Here is a 24,621-nt window from a genome sequence, read left to right as displayed (position 1 = left end):
GGTGTCCGGTTCTTCGCCCGTACCGGGCGGTCGCCTTTCAAGACTGATGCGCTTCGGGGGCTTGGCGACGGGCGTTGCGGGTGCAGTGCTGACTGAAGGTGCGCGGCAATGGGCGCAGGGTAAGCGCCCCTCGCTCAGTGATTTGTTGCTGACGCCGGGCAATGCGCACCGGGTAACCGAGCAGTTGTCGCAACTGCGCGGTGCCGCCATGAAAGTGGGGCAGCTGTTGTCGATGGATGCCGGTGATCTGTTGCCGCCGGAACTCAGTCAGGTCCTTTCGCGTCTGCGATCCGAAGCGAATCCGATGCCCATGAGCCAATTGGTGATGGTCCTCAACGAGGCCTGGGGCAAAGGCTGGGAAGCGCGCTTTGAGCGTTTCTCCTTCACACCGCTGGCGGCAGCGTCTATCGGCCAGGTGCATGAGGCCGTCAGCAAGGACGGTCAACGTCTGGCGATCAAGGTCCAGTATCCCGGCGTGCGCGAGAGCATCGCCAGTGATGTGGACAACGTCGCGACGTTGTTGCGCATGTCGGGCCTGCTACCAAAGCAAATGGACGTGAAACCGTTGCTCGACGAGGGCAAGCGTCAATTGCAGGATGAAGCCGACTATCTGCAGGAGGCCGAGCATCTGCGCGCCTTCGGTGAGTTGTTGGCCGACAGTAGCGACTTTCTGGTGCCCGAGGCCCTTGGGCAATGGAGCACATCAAATATTCTGGTCATGTCGTTTGCCGATGGCGTTGCCGTGGAGTCGCTGGAACAGGCTTCTCAGCCAGTGCGTGACCGGATCATCACGTTGCTGTTTAGCCTGTTACTGCGCGAGGTCTTCGAGTTTGGTCGTGTGCAGACCGATCCAAACTTCGCCAACTATCGCTACCAGCAGGATACCGGCCGGTTGGTGCTGCTCGACTTCGGCGCCACGCGTGTCTATCCACCGGACACCGCCCGGGCCTATCGTCGTTTACTCAATGCGGGACTGCGCGAAGACAGGACGACAGTGGCGAAAGAGGCACTTGAGGTGGGTTATTTTCAGGGTGAAAACCAGCCGCGCCATCGCGAGATTTTGATCGACCTGATCATCAGGGCCTGCGAGCCATTGCGGCATAACGGCGCTTACGATTTCGGCACGTCCGATCTGGCGTTGCAGTTGCGCGATGCCGGGTGGCAGTTGGGGACTGACCGGGATTTCTGGCACACACCGCCGGTCGATGTGCTGTTCCTGCATCGCAAGGTCGCCGGGCTTTATCTGTTGGCGGCGAAATTGAAGGCCCGGGTGGATGTTCGACGCGTGTTCGAGCCTTATCTCCTCTAAGCGGCTGGCAGACAAAAAAACACCCCGACCTGCGGGGTGTTTTTGAGAACGCGGTGATGCTTACGGCACCAGCTTGTCCAGCATCGCCTTGTCACGCACGGCACCTTTGTCGGCGCTGGTCGCCAGCAGGGCGTAGGCCTTGAGGGCGGTGGTCACTTTGCGAGGTCGCGACTCAACAGGCTTCCAGCCTTTCTTGTCCTGCTCGGCGCGACGTTCGGCCATTTCCGCGTCGTCGATCATCAGGTTGATCGAGCGATTCGGAATGTCGATCAGCACTTTGTCACCGTCACGAACCAGACCGATCGCGCCGCCGGCTGCGGCTTCAGGAGAAGCGTGGCCGATGGACAGGCCAGAGGTCCCGCCCGAGAAACGCCCGTCGGTCAGCAGCGCGCAGTCTTTGCCCAAGCCTTTGGACTTCAGGTACGACGTCGGGTACAGCATTTCCTGCATGCCCGGGCCGCCTTTCGGACCTTCGTAACGGATGATCACGATGTCGCCGGCCTTCACCTCGTCCGCCAGAATGCCGCGAACAGCGCTGTCCTGGCTTTCGAAAATCTTGGCGTTGCCTTCGAACACGTGTATCGACTCGTCCACGCCAGCGGTTTTCACGACGCAGCCGTCAAGCGCGATGTTGCCGTACAGCACGGCCAGGCCGCCCTCCTGGGAGTAGGCGTGCTCGACACTGCGGATGCAACCGTTCTCGCGGTCGTCGTCCAGGGTTTCCCAACGGGTCGACTGGCTGAAAGCCGTCTGGGTCGGAATGCCGGCAGGGCCCGCTTTGAAGAAGTGGTGCACCGCTTTGTCGTCAGTCTGGGTGATGTCCCACTTGGCGATGGCTTCTTCCATGGATTTGCTGTGCACGGTTGGCAAGTCAGTGTGCAACAGGCCGCCACGGGCCAGCGAGCCCAGGATGCTGAAGATGCCGCCGGCGCGGTGGACGTCTTCCATGTGGTACTTCTGGATGTTCGGCGCCACCTTGCACAGCTGCGGCACGCGACGCGACAGGCGATCGATGTCGCGCAGGTCGAACGCAATCTCGGCTTCCTGGGCCGCGGCCAGCAAATGCAGGATGGTGTTGGTCGAACCGCCCATGGCGATGTCCAGCGTCATCGCGTTTTCAAAGGCCTTGAAGTTGGCGATGTTGCGCGGGAGCACCGAGTCATCGTTGTCTTTGTAGTAGGTTTTGCACAGGTCGACGATGGTGCGGCCGGCCTGCAGGAACAGCTCTTCGCGGTCGGAGTGAGTCGCCAGCGTCGAGCCGTTGCCCGGCAGCGCAAGGCCCAGGGCTTCAACCAGGCAGTTCATGGAGTTTGCGGTGAACATCCCGGAGCACGAACCACACGTAGGGCAAGCGCTGCGCTCGTACTCGGCGACTTTCTCGTCGGAGGCGGTCGGGTCGGCAGCAATGACCATGGCGTCGACTAAATCCAGGCCGTGGTTGGCGAGTTTGGTCTTGCCGGCTTCCATCGGACCGCCGGAAACGAAGATCACCGGAATGTTCAGGCGCAACGCAGCCATCAGCATGCCGGGGGTGATCTTGTCGCAGTTGGAGATGCAGACGATGGCATCGGCGCAGTGGGCGTTGACCATGTACTCGACCGAGTCGGCGATGATCTCGCGGCTTGGCAGCGAATACAGCATGCCGTCATGGCCCATGGCGATGCCGTCATCCACCGCGATGGTGTTGAATTCCTTGGCGACGCCGCCTGCTCTTTCGATCTCGCGCGCCACCAGCTGACCCAGGTCCTTCAAATGGACATGGCCCGGCACGAACTGGGTGAACGAGTTGGCGATGGCGATGATCGGCTTTTTGAAATCGTCGTCCTTCATGCCCGTGGCACGCCACAAAGCGCGTGCGCCGGCCATATTGCGGCCGTGGGTGGACGTTTTCGAACGGTAATCAGGCATTGGAACACTCCGGCTAATCGGCTGAATGAGGAAGGGAGTGAGCTTCTAGTGACGTCGTGTGCAAAAGGCAGTGACCGGATGCAGCGAAGAAACCGAACGATACGGGATCACCGTACGCCCAGCCTGAGCTCATAAACCCGCCGGGGATGACTGGCGATGAATAGCGCTGATTCTACACCTGTGGGGGCGGGAGGGAATGGTGGGAAGTAGTGGCCGTTGATTCACCTGTCTGGCCGCCGAGACGCTCGGTGGAAATCCGATCGCAATCGCGAGCAAGCTCACTCCTACAAAGATGCCCGCTGATTCGAGGGGTCAATGGTCCCGGCGGGATTGCAAGGTCCGGTGCGGAACCACTGTAGGAGTGAGCTTGCTCGCGATAAGGGTCTTGTAGACACATCCGGAATCTCTGTTTGGCGGTTACCCCTCAGGCACTGTTCTAGCCTTCCTGATAATCACCAACGGGAGCGACTAATGCCGGAATTGCCGCGTGGAAAATGTCTAAGAAACGGGAGGTTTTCGGAGTCGGGACGGATTTACCTCGTCACTTCGGTTACCCATAACCGGGAGCAGATTTTCAGCGACTGGAAGTTGGGACGTTTGGTTGTGAACGAGTTTCGCGCTGCTCAGTCCTCGGGGGCGGCGGATTCGTTAGCATGGGTCGTCATGCCCGACCACATCCACTGGTTGCTTGAACTGACGGGAGGTGAATTAACTCGGGTTTTGCAGGGTATGAAGTCGCGAAGCGCTCGCGCAATCAATCAGTCGCGAGGGACGCACAGGCAAGTCTGGCAGAGAGGTTTTCACGATAGAGCATTACGACGAGAAGACGATCTTTTGATGATGGCCAGATACATCGTGGCCAATCCCTTGAGAGCTAGATTGGCGAAACGGATCGGAGATTATCCGCTTTGGGATGCGATTTGGCTTTAACGCAGAATCGCGAGCAAGCTCACTCTTACAGATAGAGCAGGATCGCGAGCAAGCTCACTCCTACAGATAGAGCAGAATCGCGAGCAAGCTCACTCCTACAGGTACCGTGCATTACATGTGGGAGTGAGCTTGCTCGCGATCTGTTGCGAAGCGACAGCAATCCTGCAATGCATTCAGTCAGGCATAGCACTGTCGTCTGATTTGCTGCCGGTTCCCGGCAGATCGCGGGACAAGCCACGCTCCTACAGGTTCTGCAGATGGCCTGTAGGAGTGGGCGGCTCGTTACGTCACGCTATCAGCCATCAGCCATCAGCCATCAGCCATCAGCCATCAGCCATCAGCCATCAGCTATTGGGCAACAGCCGGCAGGTGATGCTTTTGATGTAGCGCGTTTCGGGGATTGCAGGGTGGACCGGGTGGTCCGGGCCCTGGCCGCCGCGTTCGAGCAGCTGGATGTTGCGGTCCAGATGGCGGGCGCTGGTGAGGAGGATGTTTTGCAGGTCGTCTTCCGGCAGGTGCATCGAGCAGGAAGCGCTGACCAGAATGCCGTCCTTGCTGAGCAAACGCATGGCTTGCTCGTTCAGGCGGCGGTAGGCGCCTTCGCCGTTTTTCATGTCCTTCTTGCGTTTGATGAACGCGGGCGGGTCGGCGATGATCACGTCGAAACGCTCTTCAGCCGCTTTCAGCTCCTTCAGCGCCTCAAACACGTCGCCTTCGATGCAAGTGACCTTCTCCGCGAAGCCGTTCAGTGCCGCGTTACGCTCCACGCCGTCCAGCGCAAAGGCAGAGGCATCGACGCAGAACACTTCGCTGGCGCCGAACGCCCCGGCCTGGATGCCCCAGCCGCCGATGTAACTGAACAGATCCAGCACTCGCTTGCCCTTGGCGTACGGCGCCAAACGCGCGCGGTTCATGCGGTGATCGTAGAACCAGCCAGTCTTCTGGCCTTCCATCACCGGCGCTTCGAACTTCACGCCGTTTTCTTCCAGCGCGACCCACTCCGGCACCAGGCCGAACGCGGTTTCAACGTAGCGGTTCAGCCCTTCGGCGTCGCGCGCGGCGGAGTCGTTCTTGAGCAGAATGCCGCTTGGCTTGATCACTTGAATCAGCGCAGCGAGCACGTCGTCCTTTAGCTGCTCCATGGCCGCTGACGCCAGCTGCACCACCAGAATGTCGCCGAAACGATCGACCACCAGACCTGGCAACAGGTCAGAGTCACCGTAGACCAGACGATAAAACGGCTTGTCGAACAGACGCTCGCGCAGCGACAGGCAGACATTCAAACGATGAACGAGCAGCGACTTATCGAGGGGCAGCTTGATGTCGCGAGACAGCAAACGTGCGCAGATCAGGTTTTGCGGGCTCATCGCCACGATGCCCAGGGGTTTGCCGCCCGCTGCTTCAAGAATGGCCTGAGCGCCAGGAGCAAAGCCGTTGAGCGGGGTGGCAGCGACGTCGATTTCGTTGCTGTAGACCCACAAATGACCGTTGCGCAAACGGCGATCGGCGTTGGGCTTGAGGCGCAAGCTAGGCAGGGACATGACGTCGCTCCGGAAAAAAGAGCGGGAGTATAGCGCGTGAACCCGCTGGCGGGCGCGCCGTGCTCGATTACCGTCTGGCTGTCCGTCGGATCCGTTGAATCGTCATCCAGTTGTCGACGCATGGCCGCGAGGGGTTAGAATCGTGGCCTGACCCCGAGTGTGAAGTTATGTCCCAAGAGCTTACGTCCGAGCAGATCCAGCAGGCGTTACAAGGCATCAGCGTTCCGCCCCAACCGCAAATCATGGTGGATTTGCAGATGGAGCAGTACATGCCCGACCCTGACCTGGGTGCCATCGCCCGGTTGATCGCCCAGGATCCGGGGCTCTCCGGCGCGCTGCTGAAAATCGTCAATTCCAGCCATTACGGCCTGAGCAACAAAATCGCTTCGATTCAACGGGCGGTGAATCTGCTCGGCAGTCGCTCGGTCATCAACCTGATCAACGCGCAGTCGATCAAGGGCGAGATGAGCGATGAAACCATCGTCGTGCTCAACCGCTTCTGGGACACCGCCCAGGACGTCGCGATGACCAGTCTGACGATCGCCAAGCGCATCGGCTCTCAAACCGTGGATGAATCCTACGCACTGGGTCTGTTTCACGACTGCGGCGTGCCGCTGATGATCAAGCGCTTCCCCGATTACATGAGCGTGCTCGAAGAAGCCTATTCCAACGCCACCGCCGAGTGCCGGGTGGTCGACACCGAGAACAGGCTGCTTAACACCAACCACGCCGTTGTCGGTTACTTCACCGCCAAATCCTGGCGTTTGCCCGAACATGTCAGCAACGCAATCGCCAATCATCACAATGCGCTGGCGATTTTCAAGGACGACTCGGGTCGCAACGCGCCGCTGAAAAACATGCTGGCCGTGCTGAAGATGGCCGAGCATGTCTGCGAATCCCACCGCGTCCTGGCCAACGAGCCCGTCGACCACGAGTGGAACAGCATTGGTCCTCTGGTTCTCGATTACGTTGGCTTGTCCGACTACGACTTCGAAAACCTCAAGGAAAGCATTCGTGAGCTGAGCGCGCACTGACCCTGCGCGCCAGACCTCGCCCTTCATCGAGCGGTCCCATGCCTGAATTACCTGAAGTCGAAACCACCCGCCGGGGCATTGCGCCGCATCTGGTGGGCCAGCGCGTCAGCCGAGTGATCGTGCGTGATCGGCGCCTGCGCTGGCCGATCCCCGAAGACCTCGACGTGCGCCTGTCTGGGCAGAAAATCGTGGCCGTCGAGCGTCGGGCCAAGTATTTGCTGATCCAGGCGGAGGTTGGCACCTTGATCAGCCACCTTGGCATGTCAGGCAATCTGCGTTTGGTGGACGCCGGTCTGCCGCCGCTCAAGCACGAGCACGTCGACATCGAACTCGAGTCCGGCCTGGCCTTGCGCTACACCGACCCGCGTCGTTTCGGCGCCATGCTCTGGAGTCTCGATCCGCTCAACCACGAGCTGCTTGCGCGCCTCGGGCCGGAACCGCTGACGGACGTGTTCGACGGTCTGCGGCTGTTCGAGTTGTCCCGTGGCCGTGCGATGGCCGTCAAGCCGTTCATCATGGACAACGCGATCGTCGTGGGCGTCGGCAACATCTATGCGACCGAAGCCCTGTTTGCCGCTGGCATTGATCCGCGCCGTGCCGCCGGGAGCGTTTCCAAGGCGCGCTATATAAAGCTGGCGATTGAGATCAAACGCATCCTGGCCGCCGCCATCGAGCGAGGCGGGACGACGCTGCGGGATTTCATCGGCGGGGACGGCCAGCCCGGCTACTTCCAGCAGGAGCTGTTCGCGTACGGCCGCGGCGAGCAGCCGTGCAAAGTGTGCGGGACCACGTTGCGAGACGTGAAGCTGGGTCAGCGAGCCAGCGTTTACTGCCCCAAGTGCCAGAAGTAGATCCCGACAGCAGCAGCGCCGTCCGCCGGAATTACAGACCGCCCCGTGATCCCCAAGGTTTATCCGAACCCTCCTACAAGGCGTGTGTCGTCACTGAGACACGCCGCCCCTTGCGTAAGCCCTCGCCCTGTTTATAGTGAACAGCTTCATATCTGCCTTAGCCTGAAGGACCATGCCATGAGCCCGTTTCGCATGCTTGCTGCCACCCTGGCCGTGTTCTTCGGCTTGCAATTCACGCCTGCGCTGGCTCAGGACGCGACCGGCAGCGGTGATCCCGTCTACGAAATCGAAAGCCCTCCCGCCTACGCGATGATCGGCGACCTGCTGATTGCGCGGCCGATTCTCATCGCTGCCACCATCATTGGCGCCGGGTTGTTTGTGGTTGCACTGCCGTTTACCGCTGCGGGCGGCGGCATTGGCCGCACCGGCAAGGCGCTGGTCGTGGATCCGGGCAAGGCGGCATTCGTCCGATGCCTGGGTTGCACCGGCGACGGCTACGGCAAACAGGACTGATCGGCGCAGGTGCGCATCAGCTTCAGAGCACCATCGGGTTTGAAGGTCGTTGAAACGCCAATGCCACGCGGGTCACTGGCCGCTTCGACCCGGGCACTGTTCTTGTGCCACAACAGCACCTGCTGATTGCCGAAATCCTTCGCCGTCTCCTTCAGCGCGTAACCGCGCTCGCGCAGGTCAGCCATTTCCTGCTCCGTGAAAGTCCCCGGCTCGTACTCGACCACATCCGGCGTGTACTGGTGGTGATAGCGCGGCGTCGATGTCCAGCTGGCAATGGGCTGACCGTCCAGGTACTGCAGCATCGACAGCAGCACCATGCTGGGGATGCGGCTGCCGCCCGGGGTGCCGAACGCGGCGAGCGATTGCGGGCCTTCAATGAAACTCGGGCTCATGCTCGACAGGGGCCGCTTGCCCGGCTCGATGGCGTTGGCGTGACCGCTGGCTGAGGCCGGGTTGCCCTGGCCTTTTGAGTCAATGGCAAAGTCGTCCATTTCATCGTTGAGGAGGATCCCGGTGCCGGGCACGGTAAACGCTGAGCCGAACGGCAGGTTCAGCGACAGTGTCGCCGTCACGGCATTGCCTTCGTTATCCAGTACGGCGAAATGGCTGGTGTTGTCGCCCTCACGCCAGCGCGGTGCGGGGGGCAGGGTGTTGTTGGGCGTGGCGCGGTGGGGGTCGATGCTGGTGGTCAGTTGCAGCAAGTAGTCGGCGGAGAGGAGTTGAGCCACCGGGTTGGGCACGAAGTCCGGGTCGCCCAGCAGCACGCGATCACGGTAAGCGCGGCGCAGCACCTCGATCACAAAGTGCGCCCGCTGGATGTTCTCTGACTCCCGCCACGGCAGCTGTTGCAGCATGAACAGGCTCTGCGCCAGAGCGATGCCGCCTGCCGAGGGCGGCGGTGCGCTGATCAGCTCCCGTTGATCGGTCATCTGAACGCGCAGAGGCGTGCGTGTGATGACCTCATATTCTTCAAAGTCGTGGTAATTCCAGATACCCCCGGCGCGACGCACGCCGCTGACCATCGCCTGCGCCACCAGGCCGCTGTAGAAACCTGGGCGGCCATTGTCGGCAAGGCGTTCCAGCGTCTGCGCCAGCTCCGGCTGGGTAATGACGTCACCCAGGTTCGGCACGTCGTTGTTGCGCAGGAACAGGCGCGCGCTCTCCTTGTTGTTGCGCAACGCGAACAGCCGCCAACTGGCGCGCTCGCGATAAACGCTGTCCACCTTGAAGCCGCGGTAGGCGACCCGGATCGCCGGCGCCAGCGAGATCGAAAGCGGTAATCGGCCATAGCGTTCGGCCAGTTCGACCAACGCAGCGGGAAGCCCCGGAATGGCGGCCGCCAGAGGTCCGTTCAGCGACAGGTCCGGTTGGAGGATGCCGTTGCGGTGGAACATCTTGGGTTTGGATTTAAGCGGCGCTTTTTCGCGTGCGTCCAGAAACTGATACTGAACGGGGTCGCCGGCTTGGCGCAGCAGGAAGAACCCGCCGCCGCCGAGGCCCGACCCGTAGGGTTCAACGACGGCGAGGGTCGCGCTGATGGCAATGGCGGCATCGAATGCGTTGCCGCCGTCGACCAGGATTTCCCGGCCGGCGGCGGTGGCAATGGGATGCGGGCTGGCAATGGCGGCCTGATCAGGGTGATCGGGGCTGGCCTGAGCCGAAAAAGCGCACAGCAGAAACACTGCGCCTGAAAAAACAGGTATCCGTTCCAGCATAGAGATCATGCGTGTCTCGCTCAATTCAACAGGCGTTAAAGCCAGTGTCTTCGGCGAAAGCACGTATGCCGACAGGATATGCGTCCGGTTATGCCTTGCTGGTGATCAGGTTGTACTTGGCCATGAGCTCATCCTTGCTCTCCACATGGTTTTCATCCAACGGGATGCAATCCACGGGGCAGACCTGCTGGCACTGCGGCTCGTCATAGTGGCCGACGCATTCGGTGCACAGGTTGGGATTGATCACGTAGATCTCTTCACCCTGGGAAATCGCTTCGTTCGGGCACTCGGGTTCGCAGACGTCGCAATTGATGCAATCGTCGGTGATGATCAGGGACATGGATACTCCTGCCACGGTCGACACCGGGGCATATCAAAACGAATGCGGCGAATTGTGCCGCATTAGCGCTCGGTATGCACCTTACCTCGACGCAAGGCCTCAGGCTTTGAAGCGTTCGCTCAGCGCCTGGGCCACGGCGGGGTGTACGAACTTAGTGATATCGCCGCCCAACGCTGCGATTTCCCTGACCAGCGTAGATGAAATGAACGAATAGCGTTCGGAAGGCGTAAGAAAAAGACTTTCGATGTCGGGAGCCAGTTGCTTGTTCATGTTGGCGAGCTGGAATTCGTACTCGAAATCCGACACCGCGCGCAGGCCTCGCAGCAGGATGTTGGCGTTCTGTTCCTGGGCGAAGTGCGCCAGCAGCGTCGAAAATCCTACGACTTCCACGTTATGCAGGTGTTTGGTCGCTTCACGTGCAAGGGCGACACGTTGCTCCAGAGGAAACAGCGGGTTTTTCTTCGGGCTGGCGGCGACAGCGATGACCACTTGATCGAACAGGCGCGAGGCGCGCTCGACCAGATCGCCATGACCCTTGGTGATTGGGTCGAAGGTGCCGGGGTACAACACTCGGTTCATCGCGTCGTCCTGGTCGGAGTTCGTTGGGGACTGGATGGTAGCGCAGCACGCTGAGCCGGCCAAGCTGCCGAAGCGTGCAGTGATGCTTTGCGGTGTAGCGCGACACACCTTCCCGGCTAAAGCCGGTCGTACAGGTTGGCCGCGTTCAAATAGTGGGACCGGCTTCAGCCGGGAAGAGGCCGGTTTGAGCGCCACACATTTTGTGGTGTAACACCAAATGCCTTCCAGGCTAAAGCCGGTCCCCACAAGTTTCCATATCCATTGCCGCTGGCCGGGCGCGTGGTGTCGGTCAGGGTTTGCAAAAGGATCAGCGCACGAACAGTTTCTGAATCAGCTTCTGGATTGCCTTTCCATAGGGCGGGTAGATCAGGCGTGCGGCGTTGAAGCGTTGCTTGATCAATACGCCTTTGGCATGGCTGAACGTCAGAAAACCCTCGTGCCCGTGGTAATGGCCCATACCCGACGCGCCGATGCCGCCGAAAGGCAAGTCGTCCTGGGCGACATGCAGCAGGGTGTCATTCAGGCAGACGCCGCCCGAATGCGTCTGCTCCAGCACCCGGTTCTGTTCATGCCGATCGTAGCCGAAGTAGTACAGCGCCAGTGGCCTGGGGCGCTGATTGATGTAGGCGAATGCGTGCTCGATCTGGTCGTAGGGCACGATCGGCAGCAGCGGGCCGAAGATCTCGTCCTGCATGATCAGCATGTCGTCGCTCACATCCAGAATCAGGCTGAACGGCATCCTGCGGTCCTGCCCCTCGGCGAACAGCTGTATCACCCGGGCGCCCTTGGTTTTCGCGTCGGCAAGATATGAATTCAGGCGTGCGACATGCCGCTGATTGATGATCGCGGTGTAATCCGGGTTGTCCCTCAATGTCGGATAAAAGCGTGTGACCGCTTCCTTGTAGGATTCGACGAATTCGTCAATGCGATCCCTGGGCACCAGCACGTAGTCGGGGGCCACGCAGGTTTGTCCGGCGTTGAGGGTTTTGCCGAAAGCGATGCGTTCGGCGGCATCCTTCAGCGGCACGTCGCGGGACACAATGGCGGGGGATTTGCCCCCCAGCTCCAGCGTTACCGGCGTCAGGTTTTCCGCCGCCGCCCGCATGACATGCCGCCCGACGCTGGTGGCGCCGGTGAACAATAAATGATCAAACGGCAGCCTGGAAAAGGCCACGCCGACGTCCGCGTCACCCAGCACAACGGCGACGTGGTCTTCCGTGAACACCCGCGCCAGCAGGGTTTTCAACAGAGCACCGGTGGAGGGCGTGGATTCGCTGAGCTTGAGCATCACACGATTACCCGCCGCCAATGCGCCCACCAGCGGCCCGATGGCCAGGAACAGCGGGTAATTCCACGGCACCACCACGCCAATCACGCCCAGTGGCTGGTAAACGACTTTCGCGCTGGCGGGCTGGAACGCCATGCCAACGCTTCGGCGCGAAGGCCGCATCCATTTCTTCAGATGACGCTGGGCGTGGCGGATGTTGTGCAGGCAGGGCATCAGTTCGGCGAGGAGGGTTTCATCGGCGCTGCGGTGGCTGAAATCAGCGCTGATCGCGTCGATGATCGCCTGGCGCTCGGTGCTGAGCAGCGTGTGCAAGCGGTCGAGCCATTGCTGGCGCTCTTGCACCGCCGGCATCGGATTGGCGGCGAACGCGCGCCGCTGTGCGTCGACTACCAGCTCCAAACTGCTGCGCGGGGAAGGAGCCTCGTCTGCACATGGCAGAGTGATGGATTCGATGAGCATCGCCGCGGTCCTTGTTGAAGTTATGCAGTGCTTTTAGAGTCATTGCTCTACGAAGTCAACGGCCCTTGCGTTCGCTCGCAGGCGCACGCCAGACTGTCCTGGCAAAAACTGAACTTCCGCCCCGCACTACCTGACACGGAGTCTCAATGCGCACGGACTATCTGGCGTTTTTCATTTCGCTGTTCCTCTCCCGCCTCGCCGATCAGGTTCTGCTGTTTCTGGTGCCGCTGATTGTCTTTCAAACCACCAACAGCGCGTCCCTGGCGGGGCTGGCGTTCTTCGTCGAGACGTTGCCGCGCTTCCTTGCCTTCCCGATTTGCGGCGCACTCTGCGACAAATACTCGCCCATCCGGCTGCTGCACATCAGTCAGGTTTACCGGGCTGTTATCTGCCTGGTCGCGATGGGGCTTTACGGGCTGTTTGGCGGCATCGGCTGGCTGATCGGGCTGTCAGCGATCTGCGGCGTCCTGACCACCCAGGGAATCATGGCCAGGGAAGTGGTGATGCCGCACATTTTTCCGGATTACCGCTACGGCAAGACGCTGTCCTACTCTCAAATTGCCGACCAGACCGGCCTGGTGCTCGGCCCACTGCTGGCGGCGCTGGCGCTGGAAATCTGCCCATGGTGGGGCGTCGTCATCGGTGTGGCACTGGTTTTCGTTGCGGCGGATCTCGCCATGGGGGTCTGGCAACGCAAGAGCGATGTCACGCTGGAGCGCTTTGATCAGCACGCCGGCCGCTGGACGCAGCCGTTGAACATCGCTTTCGGACACATCTTCCGATTGGCCGAACTGAAGAAAATCATCTTGTTGGCGGTTGGCGTCAACCTGGTCGTCGGTGTCACCCTGGCCAGCTCGGCCGCCATGGTGATCGGCTCGTTTGGCGAGAGCAAAGACTTCTACGCCGGGCTGCAGGCCGTGGGTGCCTTGCTGACCATCGCGATTTTGTTTGTCCTTGCGCGGATCAGCCTGCCGCTGAAATTGCTCAGTGCGATGTCATACATCGCCTTGCTGCTGGGGGCATTCATTACCGCCACGAGTGCGTCCTCCGAGGTCTACCTTGTCGGCTTTCTGCTGATCGTCGGCTTCGACAAAATGTTCAACGTCTACATGCGCAGCATTCGTCAGCGGGTCATTCCGGCCCGGGACTTTGGTAAAACAGTGGGGGTTATCACTTTGCTGAACAATCTGTCGCAACCGCTGGCCGGTCTGCTGGTCGGGGTGCTGACGGCGCCGATCGGGCTGCGTGGCGTCATTTTGATCAACGCGCTGGCGGCAGGTGTGCTCGGCGTTGGCGTGGCGGCGGTGGCTCGGCTCCGGGTGGCGACCGCCCTGGAGTGATGAAGTCTGCAACGGGGCCGACGCTTGCGTTAAGATCCGGCACATCCCTGTTACGTTTCGACGTTCGAGTTGAACATGGCGCCGCGCATCAAAACCGTACGCATCAACACCCGTGAACGCATCGTGCACAGCAGCCTGGAGCTGTTCAATCAGCAGGGCGAGCGCAGCGTCAGCACCAACCACATCGCAGCGCACATGGAAATGTCGCCCGGCAATCTGTACTACCACTTCCCCAACAAGCAGGCGATCATCGCCGAGTTGTTCACCGAATACGAAACGCTGGTTGACAGCTTTCTGCACCCGCCCAAGGGCCGTCTGCCGGGCGTTGAAGACAAGCGCCATTACTTGATGGCGATTCTTGACGGCATGTGGCGCTACCGTTTTCTGCACCGGGACCTGGAGCATCTGCTTGAAACCGATTCAGAACTGGCAGTGCGTTACCGACGCTTTTCCCAACACTGCCTGATCAAGGCGATGTCCATTTACCGCGGCTTTGTCGACGCACAGATTCTGAGCATGGACAAAGTCCAGATCGAATCGCTGACGCTCAATGCCTGGATCATCCTCACGTCATGGGTACGTTTTCTGTGTACCACGCGGGAAAACGCCGCCCACCTGAATGAGGACGCGATTCGTCGCGGGGTCTATCAGGTGCTGATGCTGGAACTGGCCTACGTCACGCCAGAGGCGCGGGAAGCGGTGAATGCGTTGTGCGCGGAGTTTTATGTGCCATTGGCCAAGGCACTGGAAGACGCTGGCTGAATCGGCCCGGTTGTCTCAATCGATTGTCATATCGCCCTTTTTTACTGCCTGCAGGAGCCTGTCATGTCCATCGCACAATTGATCAGCCCGCAACAATTGTCAGAACGCCTGACAAAGCCCGGGCTTGTGATACTGGATTGTCGTTCATCGCTGGACGATTTGGACTACGGCCAGCGCAGCTACGCAGAGGGTCATATCGAAGGCGCTTCCTACGCTGACTTGCTCAATGATCTCAGTGGGGCCATCACCAAAGGTGTCACCGGTCGCCACCCGCTGCCGGATCCGCAGATGCTGATCGAGCGTTTGCGGTTCTGGGGTGTGAACAATCAGAGCGATATCGTGCTGTATGACGATGGCCCGGGTGCTTATGCCGCCCGAGCCTGGTGGTTGCTGGCGTGGCTGGGCAAGCGCGACGGCGTGTCTGTGCTCGATGGCGGGCTCAAGGCCTGGCATGCGGCGGGTCTGCCGCTGAGTCTTGATCCGCCGCACCAACCCGAGGGTTCGTTCGACGGCGTGCCGGATGACTCAATGGTGATAACGGCCGAGCAACTACAGGCCCGCATCGGCGATCCCGCCATGACGCTGATCGACGCGCGTGCACCCGCGCGCTTCCGGGGTGAGGTCGAGCCCATCGATCCTATCGCCGGGCACATCCCCGGCGCGCAATGCGCGGCGTTCACTGACAACCTCGGGCCGGATGGCCGATTTCTCCCGGTGGAGCAACTGAAGCAGCGGTTTGCCGAGGCCTTGCAAGGCCGTCCTGCCCATGAGCTCGTCGCCTATTGCGGTTCCGGCGTGACGGCCTGTCACAACCTGTTTGCCTTGGCCCTCGCCGGGTATCCATTGGGCGCGCTGTACGCGGGGTCGTGGAGCGAGTGGATCAATGATCCACAGCGAGGCGTTGCGACCGGCGACTAAGGTGGCGGCGTGTGTGCCTCACATCTGCCCCATCGCCCAGCGCAGCAAGAAGAACACCAGCAATCCGCCGCCGATGGTCGCCAGGAGATTGCGGCTGATGGCCGCGATGCCAATGGACACGATCCCGGCCAGCAAATAGGCGTTGTCCAGCGACAGCTGCCAGTGCGCGCCGTCGGGCAGCAACATGCCAGGCACGACGATCGCCGTCAGCACGGCGGTGGGTACGTAATGCAGGCCTTGGCGCACCACTGGCGGGAAGCGCAGGTTCGGCCAGGCGAACAGGCTGTAGCGCATCAGAAAAGTGATCGCGGCCATACCCAGAATCAGCCACCAGTACGTCATGGGCGTACCTCGTTCGGGTTCACGTCGTCCTGCCTTTCAGCCTGCCGTCTTTCCAGAAACACCCCGGCGGCGATCCCACTGAAGGCTGCGGCCATGAGCCCCAGTTTGTAGGGCCACGACCACGTCAGCAGGGCAACCGCGCCCGCGACCAACGCGGCAGCGATCTGCGGCTGGTTGTGCAGCAAGGGCACGACGATACCGATGAACGTTGCCAGCATCGCGAACTCCAGGCCCCAACTGGGCATGTCGGGAAAAGCCTGACCAAACAGCACGCCCACCAGTGAGCTGCTCACCCAGCAGGCATACAGGGAGCTCGCCACGCCCAGCCAATACCAGTGCGCCAGCGGCGTCCGGCCATGAACCAGGTAGTGGCGTTGAACGATGGCGAAGGTTTCGTCCGTCAGCCAGAACGCCAGCAACAAACGCCAGCGCTGGGGCATACCCTGAACCTGCGGTTGCAAGGTGGCGCTGTACAGCACGTGGCGCAGATTGACGATGAACGTCGTCAACAGAATCACCACCGCCCCGGCCCCGGCGCCCATCAAACTGATGACGATGAATTGCGCCGATCCTGCGTAAACGAACATCGACATGCCGACCGCCTGCCAGAGCGTAAGGCCGCCCACACCGGCGAGGGTGCCGAAGATAATGCCGAACGGTGCAATGCCGACCAGCATCGGCACGCTGTCGCGAAGGCCGCGGACGAAGAATTGATTACGGGACATGGTTTTTCTCCTTATGTCCCGATGGTAAGCGGGTGGCGCATACGTGTCTTGAACGATCGTGCAGGTGCTAGCGCTTTATCTGCGCACCATGGACGTCCGTCAGCCACGCCGGAATCCGTTGCTCCAGGTAATACGTCGGCGTTCTGATGGTGCCGCCGACAAAGCCCACGTGCCCGCCTTTTTTCTGCAGGTCGAACTCGGTGCTGGACGACAGCTCAGAGGCTTCAGGGAGGCTGTGCTTGAACACGAACGGGTCGTCCAGGGACTGAATCAGCAGGGTTGGCGTGCGGATGGCGCCGAGGAAGTATCGACTGGACGCGCGCCGGTAATAATCATGGGCGTCCACGAAGCCATTGAGCGGCGCTGTCACGCGCCCGTCGAAATCCCAGAAAGTGCGCATGTCTTTCAGCGAACCCAGGGCTGCCAGTTCTGCCAGCCCATCGCTGAGGCCTTCGTGCTGAAAGCGTCTCTGCTTGTCCTTGATGTACCCAACCATCTCGCGCATGAAGTGCCGTTGATAAACCTTGGAAAACCCCATCCCGATCCGGTCGGCGCATTCGTCCAGACGAAACGGTACCGACACCGCCGCAGCGCCTTGCAGGTGGCTGTCGATCCCGGTTTCGCCGAGGTGCTTGAGCAAGATGTTGCCGCCGAGGGAGTACCCGACAGCGTAAAGGGGCGCCAGTGGTCGGGCCTTGCGCAGATGATCGATCACGGCGGCAAGGTCTTCGCTGGCGCCGGAGTGATAGCTGCGGGGCAACAGGTTCGGCTCCCCTGAACAGCCTCGCCAGTTGAGGGCGACACTCGCCCAGCCACGTTTTTCCATGGCGTGCTGTAGCCCGGCGACATAGGGGGAGTTGGACGAGCCGGTCAGACCGTGCAACACGAGCACGACCGGCACGTTTGCGTCGTGCGGGCCGTGCCAGTCCATGTCGAGGAAATCGCCGTCTTCCAGCCAGACGCGCTCGCGCCGGCGCTCGAGGTGAGTGGTCGGACGCCAGAGCGGTCCCCACAGGGTCTGCAAGTGCGGGTTGCCCAGGCCGAACGCCGGGACGAACCCGGGAAGGTCAGCTCGCGACGGCACTGCGTTCCCATACCGCGTAGTGAACCTGACCGGCTTTCTTTTCACGGTGCAGGCGCCAGTTGGCGGGCATGCCCAGCGTCGACGGCGCGGTTTCGCTTTCGGTGTAGATCCACGCGCTGTCCGCCAGCCAGTTGCGCTCTTCCAGCAGCGTGCAGGCAGGCATCAGCAAGTCCTGGTGGAACGGCGGGTCGAGGAACACCACGTCGAATTGTTCGGCCGGCTGGGTTTCCAGATGGCGGAGCGCGTCGCCGGTAGCGGTTTTGCCGACGGTGCAGCGCAGTGTGCCGAGGTGTTCGCGCAGGCTGGAGATCGCCATCGAGTTGGTGTCCAGCGCCAGACCCATGCTGGCTCCGCGGGACAGGGCTTCTAGGTACAGCGCGCCACTGCCGGCGAACGGATCGAGGACGCGCGCGCCCTCGATGTACGGGGCCAACCAGTTGAACAGGGTTTCACGCACACGATCCGGCGTCGGGCGCAGACCAGGGGCATCAGGGAAACTCAGACGCCGACTGCGCCATTCGCCGCCGATGATCCGCAGTTGGCCGAGGCCCGTGTGGATTTTGTGCCCTTTGTGGATACGCGGCGGCTTTGAAGTCGAGGTCATCAGTGCTCCGGAACGCCAAGCGGTTGCTCGGCGGGTTTGTCAGTAGGGGGCGGCAGTGGCTTCTGCGGGACGGTCGGACCTGCAGTCACGATCACCAGCTTGTCAGCGTCCAGATGTTTGTTCATCACGGTTTTGATCTGCTCGACCGTGACGCTCTGGGACTGCGTCATGAAATCTTCAAGGTAGGTCAGCGGCAGATTATAGAAGCCGACCGCGCCCAGTTGGCCAACGATGGCCGCATTGCTGGCAGTCGCCAGAGGAAAGCTGCCGGCCAGTTCGCGCTTGGCATCGTCGAGTTCTTTCTGGGTGGGGCCGTTGGCAAGGAAGTCACGGGTGATGTCCTTGACCAGCTTGAGGGTGTTTTCGCTCAGTTCGGCCCGGGTCTGCAGGCTGATCATGAACGGACCCTGAGCCTGCATTGGCGTGAAGCCTGAAGACACACCGTAGGTCAGGCCGCGCTTTTCCCGCACTTCGGTCATCAGGCGGCTGCCAAATCCGCCGCCACCGAGGATCGAGTTGCCCAGTGACAGGGCCGCATAGTCAGGGTCGCCTCGAGTGATGCCCAGTTCAGCCAGCATCAGGTGCGTCTGCTTGGACGGAAACTCGATGTGGGTTTCACTCGGCTTGGGTTCGGTCGGTGCGACGGTTTGTGCCAGCGCCGGGCCTTTAGGCAGCGCGGCTGAAACCTGGGACGCAACTGCTTCGGCTTCGGCGCGTGTCAGGTCGCCAACCAGCGCAATCACCGCGTTGCCGGCGGCGTAGGCCTTGGCATGAAAGGCCTTCAACTGAGCCAGGGTCAGAGGCGCGATGCTTTTGGCCGTGCCCATGCTCGGGTGCGCGTAGGGATGATCGCCGTACAACCGCTTGAAAAGCTCGTCGCCTGCCAGCTTGCCCGGGTTCTGCTTTTGATATTCGAAGCTCGCCAGCAACTGGTTTTTGATCCGCGCCAGCGAGTCCGCCGGAAACGTCGGTTTGCCCACCACGTCGGCAAACAGTTTCAACGCGGGCTCGCGCTTGTCGGCGGCGCTCAGGCTGCGCAGCGAAGCGATCGCCATGTCGCGATAGGAGCCGTTGCCGAAATCAGCGCCCAGCCCTTCGAAACCTTCGGCGATGGCGCTGACGTTCTTGCCTTTGACGCCCTCGTTAAGCATCGCATTGGTGACCAGCGCGATGCCGGGGTTGCCGCCGTCCTGACTGCTGCCGGCCGCGAACAGCAGGCGCATGTCGAACATCGGCAGCTCATGGGCTTCGACAAACAGCACGCGAGCGCCTTCGGCGGTATTCCACGACTGGATGTTCAGCGAGCGGCGAGCCGGCGCTTTACCGTCCAGCTCTTTCAGGGATTCCAGCGTGTTCGCGGCCTTGTCGATGGCTTTCGGGGCATCGGTGGCAGTCTCTGCCATTGCCGACGCGGCACCCAACAGACCAAAGGTCACGGCGAGCGCGAACGAGCAGGCCCGCGTTCGCGCAAAGCGGGATTCGTTGCGCTGGCTCATTGGGCTTTCTCCTCAGGCAAAACATGCGCAACGGCGAGGCGCTCGCGGGTGAAATAAGTACGGGCGGCTTTCTGGATGTCTTCCGGCGTCACGCTTTGCAGCGCGGCCAGTTCCTGATCGATGAGCCTCCAGGACAGGCCCACTGTTTCCAGTTCGCCGATGGTGCTGGCCTGACTGGTAATGGAGTCGCGCTCGTACACCAATCCGGCGATCACCTGGGCGCGGACCCGTTCCAGCTCTTCCTTGGCGGGCGGCTTGGTTTTCAGTTCGTCGAGCAGGCGCCAGATGCCGGCTTCAGCGTCGGCGAGGGTTTTCTTCTTCTGCTGATTGGGCGTGGCGCTGATGGTGAACAGGCTGTCGCCGCGGGTGTAGGCGTCGTAGTCGGATGAAGCGCCGGTGACCAGCTCTTCGCCGCGCTCCAGACGCGTGGGGATGCGCGCGCTGTAGCCGCCGTCGAGCAAGGCCGAGATCAGGCGCAGTGCGTTGACGGACTGCGGATCGGTGGCGGTAGCCAGGCTCGGCACGTTGAAGCCATACATCAGGCTCGGCATCTGCGTGGCGACATGCACGGTGATCTGGCGCAGGCCAGGTTCGGCAAGCTCCAGCGGCTTTTTCGACGGCGGCACATCGCGGCGTTGCACCGGGCCGAAGAAGCGCTCAGCCAGGGCTTTCACCTCATCGGGCTTCACGTCGCCGACCACCACCAGCGTGGCGTTGTTGGGCACGTACCAGGATTCATACCAGTGGCGCAGCTCCTCGACCGTCATGCGGTCAAGGTCAGCCATCCAGCCAATGGTGGGCGTGTGGTAGCCGCTGGCGGGGTAAGCGATGGCCTTGAAGCGCTCATAGGCCTTGGCGTTCGGCTTGTCATCGGTGCGCAGGCGGCGCTCTTCCTTGATAACTTCGATTTCCCGCGCGAACTCTTCAGGGGGCAGGCGCAGGGTGGCCATGCGGTCGGCTTCCAGTTCGAAAGCAACGGCCAGTCGATCACGGGCCAGCACTTGGTAATAAGCGGTGTAGTCATCGCTGGTGAACGCGTTCTCTTCCGCGCCCAGGTCGCGCAGAATCAGCGATGCTTCGCCGGGACCCGCCTTCGAGCTGCCCTTGAACATCATGTGTTCCAGCGCATGGGAAAGGCCCGTCTGGCCAGGCGTCTCGTAGCTGGAGCCGACCTTGTACCAGACCTGCGACACCACGACCGGCGCGCGATGATCTTCACGCACGACGACCTTCAGGCCGTTGTCCAGCGTGAATTCGGTGGTGGGTTGTGGGTCGGCAGCCGATGCGGCGAAGGGCAAACAGATTGTGCTGAGCAGCAGGCCTGCGGCACAGCGGGCTAGAGCATTCATTCGTGATTTGAACCTTGGAGACGGCCTGCTTAGCGTCAGCGGGCGCGGGGGTGTTAGGATAGCGGCCAGTTTGCCTGACGACTATGGCTAAGATGTCCGAGCCGTAAACAGACCTTGTAGGACCTGGCCCGAATTCGCATGTAGGACGGTCCGGCGACGGTCCGATTATTTGACGTGGGCAACCTATGAACAAGCGGACATAAAAGCAGTCTGTTTCGCATACAGAATTTTTCAGAGGCGCCGCTCTGGCGCGTCGTTACCGTGAGATAGCCGTCCTCCATGTTTGGTTCCAACGACGACAAGAAGACCCCAGCCCCGGCTGGCGAGAAAAAAGGCCTGTTCGGATGGCTGCGCAAAAAGCCGCAGGAAGTCACTCCCGAGCCGCCTCAGAATGCCCCCGCACCAGCGCCAGAGTCCGTGCCCGATCAGGCCCCGGCTGTTGCTGAGCAGAACAACGCCCCGGTCATCCCGGCCCAGCATGCGTCGCAAACCGCGCCGCAGCCCTTGCCACAAACCGCTACGACTGAGGCGCTTTCGGCCCCGGTCGAAGATCCTTGGCTTCACCTGCCTGTTGCTGAAGAGCCAGTGGCTTTCACCGATGAGCGCGAGCCTCACGTTACGCCGCCCATCCCGGTTCACACCGAGTCCAACGTGGAGTCCGCAGTCGCTCCATCGGCTGAGGTGCCCGCTCAACCGGCGGTCATCGATACGACATCGTTCGAAGCGGCTCCGTCCATCGAGCCGACCCCCGTCGCGCTGCCTGATCCGGTTTCCGGCAATGATCTCCCTGCGCTGACGCCGCCGTTGACGACAGCGCCGATGGTTCCAGCCGCAGCTGCCGTACCCGTTCTGGAAACGAGCGTGCCCCCTGTCCCGTCTGAAGGATCCAGCGCACCCAAGCAGCCTGGTTTTTTCGCGCGCCTGAAGCAGGGCCTTTCGAAAACCAGCGCCAGCCTGGGCGAGGGGATGGCCAGCCTGTTCCTGGGCAAGAAAGCCATCGACGACGACATGCTCGACGAGCTGGAAACCCGACTGTTGACCGCAGACGTCGGCGTGGAAGCAACGTCGGCGATCGTGCGCAACTTGACGCAGAAAGTGGCGCGCAAGCAGCTCACCGACAGCGACGCGCTGTACAAGTCGCTCCAGAACGAGCTGACCGAAATGCTCAAGCCAGTGGAAGCACCGCTGGTCATCACGGCACAGCACAAACCATTCGTGATTCTGGTCGTGGGCGTCAACGGTGCGGGTAAAACCACCACCATCGGCAAGCTGGCCAAGAAGCTTCAGCTGGAAGGCAAAAAGGTCATGCTGGCAGCGGGCGACACCTTCCGTGCTGCAGCCGTTGAGCAGCTGCAGGTCTGGGGCGAGCGCAACAAGATCCCGGTCATCGCCCAACACACGGGCGCTGATTCGGCTTCGGTGATTTTCGATGCCGTTCAGGCCGCCAAAGCGCGCGGCATCGACGTGCTGATCGCCGACACGGCGGGCCGTCTGCACACCAAAGACAACCTGATGGAAGAGCTGAAGAAGGTTCGCCGCGTGATCGGCAAGCTCGACGCCGACGCTCCCCATGAGGTCTTGCTGGTGCTGGACGCCGGCACGGGCCAGAACGCCATCAATCAGGCCAAACAGTTCAACCAGACCGTCCAGCTCACCGGCCTTGCGCTGACCAAGCTCGACGGCACGGCCAAGGGCGGCGTGATCTTCGCCCTGGCCAAGCAGTTCGGCCTGCCGATTCGCTACATCGGTGTCGGTGAAGGCATCGACGATCTGCGAACCTTCGAAGCGGAACCGTTCGTCCAAGCCCTATTCGCCGAGCGGGAGCGCCCATGATTCGTTTCGAACAGGTCGGTAAACGCTATCCGAACGGACACGTCGGCTTGCATGAGCTGAGCTTTCGAGTGCGTCGTGGAGAATTTCTGTTTGTGACCGGTCACTCCGGCGCGGGCAAGAGCACCTTGCTGCGCCTGCTGCTGGCGATGGAACGTCCGACCACCGGCAAGCTTTTGCTGGCGGGTCAGGATCTCGGCCAGATCAGCACCGCGCAGATTCCGTTTCTGCGTCGTCAGATCGGCGTCGTGTTCCAGAATCACCAGCTGCTGTTTGATCGCACGGTGTTCAACAACGTCGCGCTGCCGCTGCAGATACTCGGCTTGTCCAAGACCGAAGTGGTCAAGCGCGTCGACTCGGCCCTTGAGCGCGTGGCGTTGTCTGATAAAGCCGAGCTGTACCCGGGCGACTTGTCCACCGGTCAGCAACAGCGCGTCGGCATCGCCCGCGCCATCGTTCACCGCCCGGCCCTGCTGCTGGCGGACGAACCCACCGGTAACCTTGACCCGCGACTGGCGGCCGAAATCATGGGTGTGTTCGAAGACATCAACCGACTGGGCACCAGCGTGCTGATTGCAAGCCACGACCTGGCATTGATCGCGCGCATGCGCCATCGCATGCTGACGTTACAGCGCGGCCGATTGATCGGCGACGGGGAGGCTGGCGTATGAGTGCCACTCGCAGCCCCAAGGTTTCCGAACGCGTAGCGCCCAAGGCTTCAGACCCGGCGCCGCAAAAGAAAAAGAAGCGCGATGACGATGACGGCCCGAGTTTCGGCGAGTTGTTCAACGCCTGGATCGAAGCCCACCGTTCAAGCCTGCTGGACAGCTTGCGCCGTCTCGGCAAGCAGCCCATCGGCAGCTTTTTTACCTGTCTGGTGATGGCGATTGCCTTGAGCCTGCCGATGGGCTTGTCGTTGTTGTTGAGCAATGTCGAGCGCTTGGGCGGTTCATGGCAGCGTGCGGCGCAGATCTCCCTGTATCTGCAACTGGAAGCGTCGCCGAGCGAAGGCGAAGGCCTGGTTCGTCAGATCAAGGAAATGCCGGGCGTCGCTGATGCCGAGTACATCAGCCGCGATGAGGCGCTGAACGAATTCCAGAAACAGTCCGGCTTGGGCGAGGCGCTGAAGGAGCTGCCTGAAAACCCGCTGCCCGGCGTTGTGCTGGTGACCCCACTGGAAGTTGACAAAGCCGCGCTGGAGGCGTTACGTACGCGTCTGGCCGAGCTGCCTAAAGTGCAGCAGGCCCAACTTGACCTGGTCTGGGTCGAGCGTCTGGCCGCTATCCTCAAGCTGGGAGACCGGTTCGTTTTCGGGCTCACCGTATTGCTGGTCGCGGCGCTGCTGCTGGTCATCGGCAACACCATTCGTCTGCACATCGAGAACCGTCGTACGGAAATCGAGGTCATCAAGTTGGTAGGCGGTACGGACAGCTACGTGCGTCGGCCCTTCCTTTATATGGGGGCGTTGTACGGGCTGGGCGCTGGCGTTCTTTCCTGGGGTGTTCTGGCTTTCGGGCTAGACTGGTTGAACGAAGCGGTGGTCAGGCTGGCCGGGCTCTACGGCAGCAATTTTGCCCTCGCCGGCGTGCCAGTGTCAGACGGCTTGTCGCTCTTGCTTGGAGCGGTGCTGTTGGGGTATATCGGTGCGTGGATTGCGGTAGCGCGCCATTTAAGAGAGTTGGCACCTCGTTAGTGTTGAGTAGC

At 61.4% G+C, this 24,621-nt stretch carries 22 protein-coding genes and 1 pseudogene; 11 read left to right on the top strand and 12 right to left on the bottom strand.

Annotated features, from left to right (window positions below; translation table 11 throughout):
- The first annotated feature begins 1 nt into the window (after position 1).
- Positions 2-1,309, top strand: coding sequence for an ABC1 kinase family protein (locus ACQKEN_RS19625; RefSeq protein ID WP_427688050.1), 1,308 nt, complete (start codon positions 2-4; stop codon positions 1,307-1,309).
- Between the two features lie 60 nt (positions 1,310-1,369).
- Here ACQKEN_RS19625 and ilvD read toward each other — a convergent pair whose 3' ends face one another.
- The gene (gene ilvD, locus ACQKEN_RS19620) at positions 1,370-3,217 is read right to left on the bottom strand and encodes a dihydroxy-acid dehydratase (RefSeq protein ID WP_427688048.1); all 1,848 of its coding nucleotides are present in this window, start codon (positions 3,215-3,217) and stop codon (positions 1,370-1,372) included.
- A 471-nt stretch (positions 3,218-3,688) separates the two neighbouring features.
- Here ilvD and ACQKEN_RS19615 point away from each other — a divergent pair, with 471 nt between their 5' ends.
- Complete coding sequence (locus tag ACQKEN_RS19615; RefSeq protein ID WP_427688046.1) at positions 3,689-4,147, top strand: REP-associated tyrosine transposase; 459 nt, start codon at positions 3,689-3,691, stop codon at positions 4,145-4,147.
- 344 nt (positions 4,148-4,491) lie between these two features.
- Here the strand turns inward: ACQKEN_RS19615 and ACQKEN_RS19610 are convergent, their stop codons facing one another.
- Positions 4,492-5,688 carry a class I SAM-dependent rRNA methyltransferase gene (locus tag ACQKEN_RS19610; RefSeq protein ID WP_410935306.1) on the bottom strand — a complete coding sequence of 399 codons (1,197 nt, stop codon included), beginning with the start codon at positions 5,686-5,688 and terminating at the stop codon, positions 4,492-4,494.
- Positions 5,689-5,855: 167 nt separating this feature from the next.
- On the opposite strand from ACQKEN_RS19610, the gene ACQKEN_RS19605 reads away from it, so the two are divergent.
- The 3 genes from ACQKEN_RS19605 to ACQKEN_RS19595 all read left to right on the top strand — a co-directional run bounded on the left by ACQKEN_RS19605 (position 5,856) and on the right by ACQKEN_RS19595 (position 8,086).
- Positions 5,856-6,722 (top strand): HDOD domain-containing protein, encoded by an 867-nt coding sequence (locus tag ACQKEN_RS19605; RefSeq protein ID WP_427688044.1) that lies wholly within the window; start codon positions 5,856-5,858, stop codon positions 6,720-6,722.
- Between the two features lie 38 nt (positions 6,723-6,760).
- Positions 6,761-7,573 carry a bifunctional DNA-formamidopyrimidine glycosylase/DNA-(apurinic or apyrimidinic site) lyase gene (gene mutM, locus ACQKEN_RS19600; protein ID WP_427688043.1) on the top strand — a complete coding sequence of 271 codons (813 nt, stop codon included), beginning with the start codon at positions 6,761-6,763 and terminating at the stop codon, positions 7,571-7,573.
- 177 nt (positions 7,574-7,750) lie between these two features.
- On the top strand, positions 7,751-8,086 hold the full coding sequence (locus ACQKEN_RS19595; RefSeq protein WP_065991088.1) for a multidrug transporter: 336 nt from the start codon (positions 7,751-7,753) through the stop codon (positions 8,084-8,086).
- Here the strand turns inward: ACQKEN_RS19595 and ggt are convergent.
- From ggt to ACQKEN_RS19575, 4 genes are all read right to left on the bottom strand, one after another.
- Positions 8,068-9,810 carry a gamma-glutamyltransferase gene (gene ggt, locus ACQKEN_RS19590; RefSeq protein WP_427688040.1) on the bottom strand — a complete coding sequence of 581 codons (1,743 nt, stop codon included), beginning with the start codon at positions 9,808-9,810 and terminating at the stop codon, positions 8,068-8,070. The two genes, ACQKEN_RS19595 and ggt, sit on opposite strands and share 19 nt — an antisense overlap.
- A gap of 79 nt (positions 9,811-9,889) precedes the next feature.
- Positions 9,890-10,141, bottom strand: coding sequence for a YfhL family 4Fe-4S dicluster ferredoxin (locus ACQKEN_RS19585; protein ID WP_065991092.1), 252 nt, complete (start codon positions 10,139-10,141; stop codon positions 9,890-9,892).
- A 99-nt stretch (positions 10,142-10,240) separates the two neighbouring features.
- Positions 10,241-10,720 (bottom strand): pantetheine-phosphate adenylyltransferase, encoded by a 480-nt coding sequence (gene coaD / locus ACQKEN_RS19580; RefSeq protein ID WP_065991094.1) that lies wholly within the window; start codon positions 10,718-10,720, stop codon positions 10,241-10,243.
- Between the two features lie 307 nt (positions 10,721-11,027).
- The gene (locus ACQKEN_RS19575) at positions 11,028-12,467 is read right to left on the bottom strand and encodes a coniferyl aldehyde dehydrogenase (RefSeq protein WP_427688038.1); all 1,440 of its coding nucleotides are present in this window, start codon (positions 12,465-12,467) and stop codon (positions 11,028-11,030) included.
- Between the two features lie 146 nt (positions 12,468-12,613).
- Here ACQKEN_RS19575 and ACQKEN_RS19570 point away from each other — a divergent pair, with 146 nt between their 5' ends.
- From ACQKEN_RS19570 to ACQKEN_RS19560, 3 genes are all read left to right on the top strand, one after another.
- Positions 12,614-13,807, top strand: coding sequence for an MFS transporter (locus tag ACQKEN_RS19570; protein ID WP_427688036.1), 1,194 nt, complete (start codon positions 12,614-12,616; stop codon positions 13,805-13,807).
- A 75-nt stretch (positions 13,808-13,882) separates the two neighbouring features.
- Positions 13,883-14,569 (top strand): TetR/AcrR family transcriptional regulator, encoded by a 687-nt coding sequence (locus ACQKEN_RS19565; RefSeq protein ID WP_427688034.1) that lies wholly within the window; start codon positions 13,883-13,885, stop codon positions 14,567-14,569.
- 63 nt (positions 14,570-14,632) lie between these two features.
- Entirely contained in the window at positions 14,633-15,487 is an 855-nt protein-coding gene (locus tag ACQKEN_RS19560) for a sulfurtransferase (RefSeq protein WP_427688033.1), read from the top strand.
- Positions 15,488-15,505: 18 nt separating this feature from the next.
- Here the strand turns inward: ACQKEN_RS19560 and ACQKEN_RS19555 are convergent, their stop codons facing one another.
- The 6 genes and pseudogenes from ACQKEN_RS19555 to ACQKEN_RS19530 form a co-directional block, all read right to left on the bottom strand.
- Positions 15,506-15,829, bottom strand: coding sequence for an AzlD domain-containing protein (locus ACQKEN_RS19555; RefSeq protein WP_427688031.1), 324 nt, complete (start codon positions 15,827-15,829; stop codon positions 15,506-15,508).
- A complete protein-coding gene (locus tag ACQKEN_RS19550; protein ID WP_427688030.1) occupies positions 15,826-16,554 on the bottom strand; it encodes an AzlC family ABC transporter permease in 729 nt (242 codons plus the stop codon). The genes ACQKEN_RS19555 and ACQKEN_RS19550 overlap by 4 nt, the downstream gene beginning before the upstream one ends.
- A 67-nt stretch (positions 16,555-16,621) precedes the next feature.
- Positions 16,622-17,638 carry a hydrolase gene (locus ACQKEN_RS19545; protein WP_427688028.1) on the bottom strand — a complete coding sequence of 339 codons (1,017 nt, stop codon included), beginning with the start codon at positions 17,636-17,638 and terminating at the stop codon, positions 16,622-16,624.
- On the bottom strand, positions 17,622-18,242 hold the full coding sequence (rsmD, locus tag ACQKEN_RS19540; protein WP_065991110.1) for a 16S rRNA (guanine(966)-N(2))-methyltransferase RsmD: 621 nt from the start codon (positions 18,240-18,242) through the stop codon (positions 17,622-17,624). The genes ACQKEN_RS19545 and rsmD overlap by 17 nt, the downstream gene beginning before the upstream one ends.
- Positions 18,242-19,618 (bottom strand): annotated as a pseudogene (locus tag ACQKEN_RS19535) (M16 family metallopeptidase); the annotation flags it as partial. The pseudogene ACQKEN_RS19535 and the gene rsmD, both read right to left, overlap by 1 nt.
- A 116-nt stretch (positions 19,619-19,734) precedes the next feature.
- The gene (locus tag ACQKEN_RS19530; protein ID WP_427688026.1) at positions 19,735-21,087 is read right to left on the bottom strand and encodes a M16 family metallopeptidase; all 1,353 of its coding nucleotides are present in this window, start codon (positions 21,085-21,087) and stop codon (positions 19,735-19,737) included.
- Positions 21,088-21,366: 279 nt separating this feature from the next.
- On the opposite strand from ACQKEN_RS19530, the gene ftsY reads away from it, so the two are divergent.
- Genes ftsY through ftsX form a run of 3 tightly spaced genes read left to right on the top strand, consistent with a single transcriptional unit; the run spans position 21,367 to position 24,610 of the window.
- Positions 21,367-22,920, top strand: a complete 1,554-nt coding sequence (gene ftsY / locus ACQKEN_RS19525) for a signal recognition particle-docking protein FtsY (RefSeq protein WP_427688024.1) — start codon at positions 21,367-21,369, stop codon at positions 22,918-22,920.
- A complete protein-coding gene (ftsE, locus tag ACQKEN_RS19520; RefSeq protein WP_037018829.1) occupies positions 22,917-23,588 on the top strand; it encodes a cell division ATP-binding protein FtsE in 672 nt (223 codons plus the stop codon). Before ftsY ends, ftsE begins: the two co-directional genes overlap by 4 nt.
- Positions 23,585-24,610 (top strand): permease-like cell division protein FtsX, encoded by a 1,026-nt coding sequence (gene ftsX, locus ACQKEN_RS19515; RefSeq protein ID WP_427688021.1) that lies wholly within the window; start codon positions 23,585-23,587, stop codon positions 24,608-24,610. The genes ftsE and ftsX overlap by 4 nt, the downstream gene beginning before the upstream one ends.
- Positions 24,611-24,621: the final 11 nt, after the last annotated feature.

The organism is Pseudomonas sp. NPDC078416, assembly GCF_050268485.1.
Taxonomy (GTDB): Bacteria; Pseudomonadota; Gammaproteobacteria; order Pseudomonadales; family Pseudomonadaceae; genus Aquipseudomonas.
This window is presented reverse-complemented; position numbering and strand designations above follow the sequence as displayed.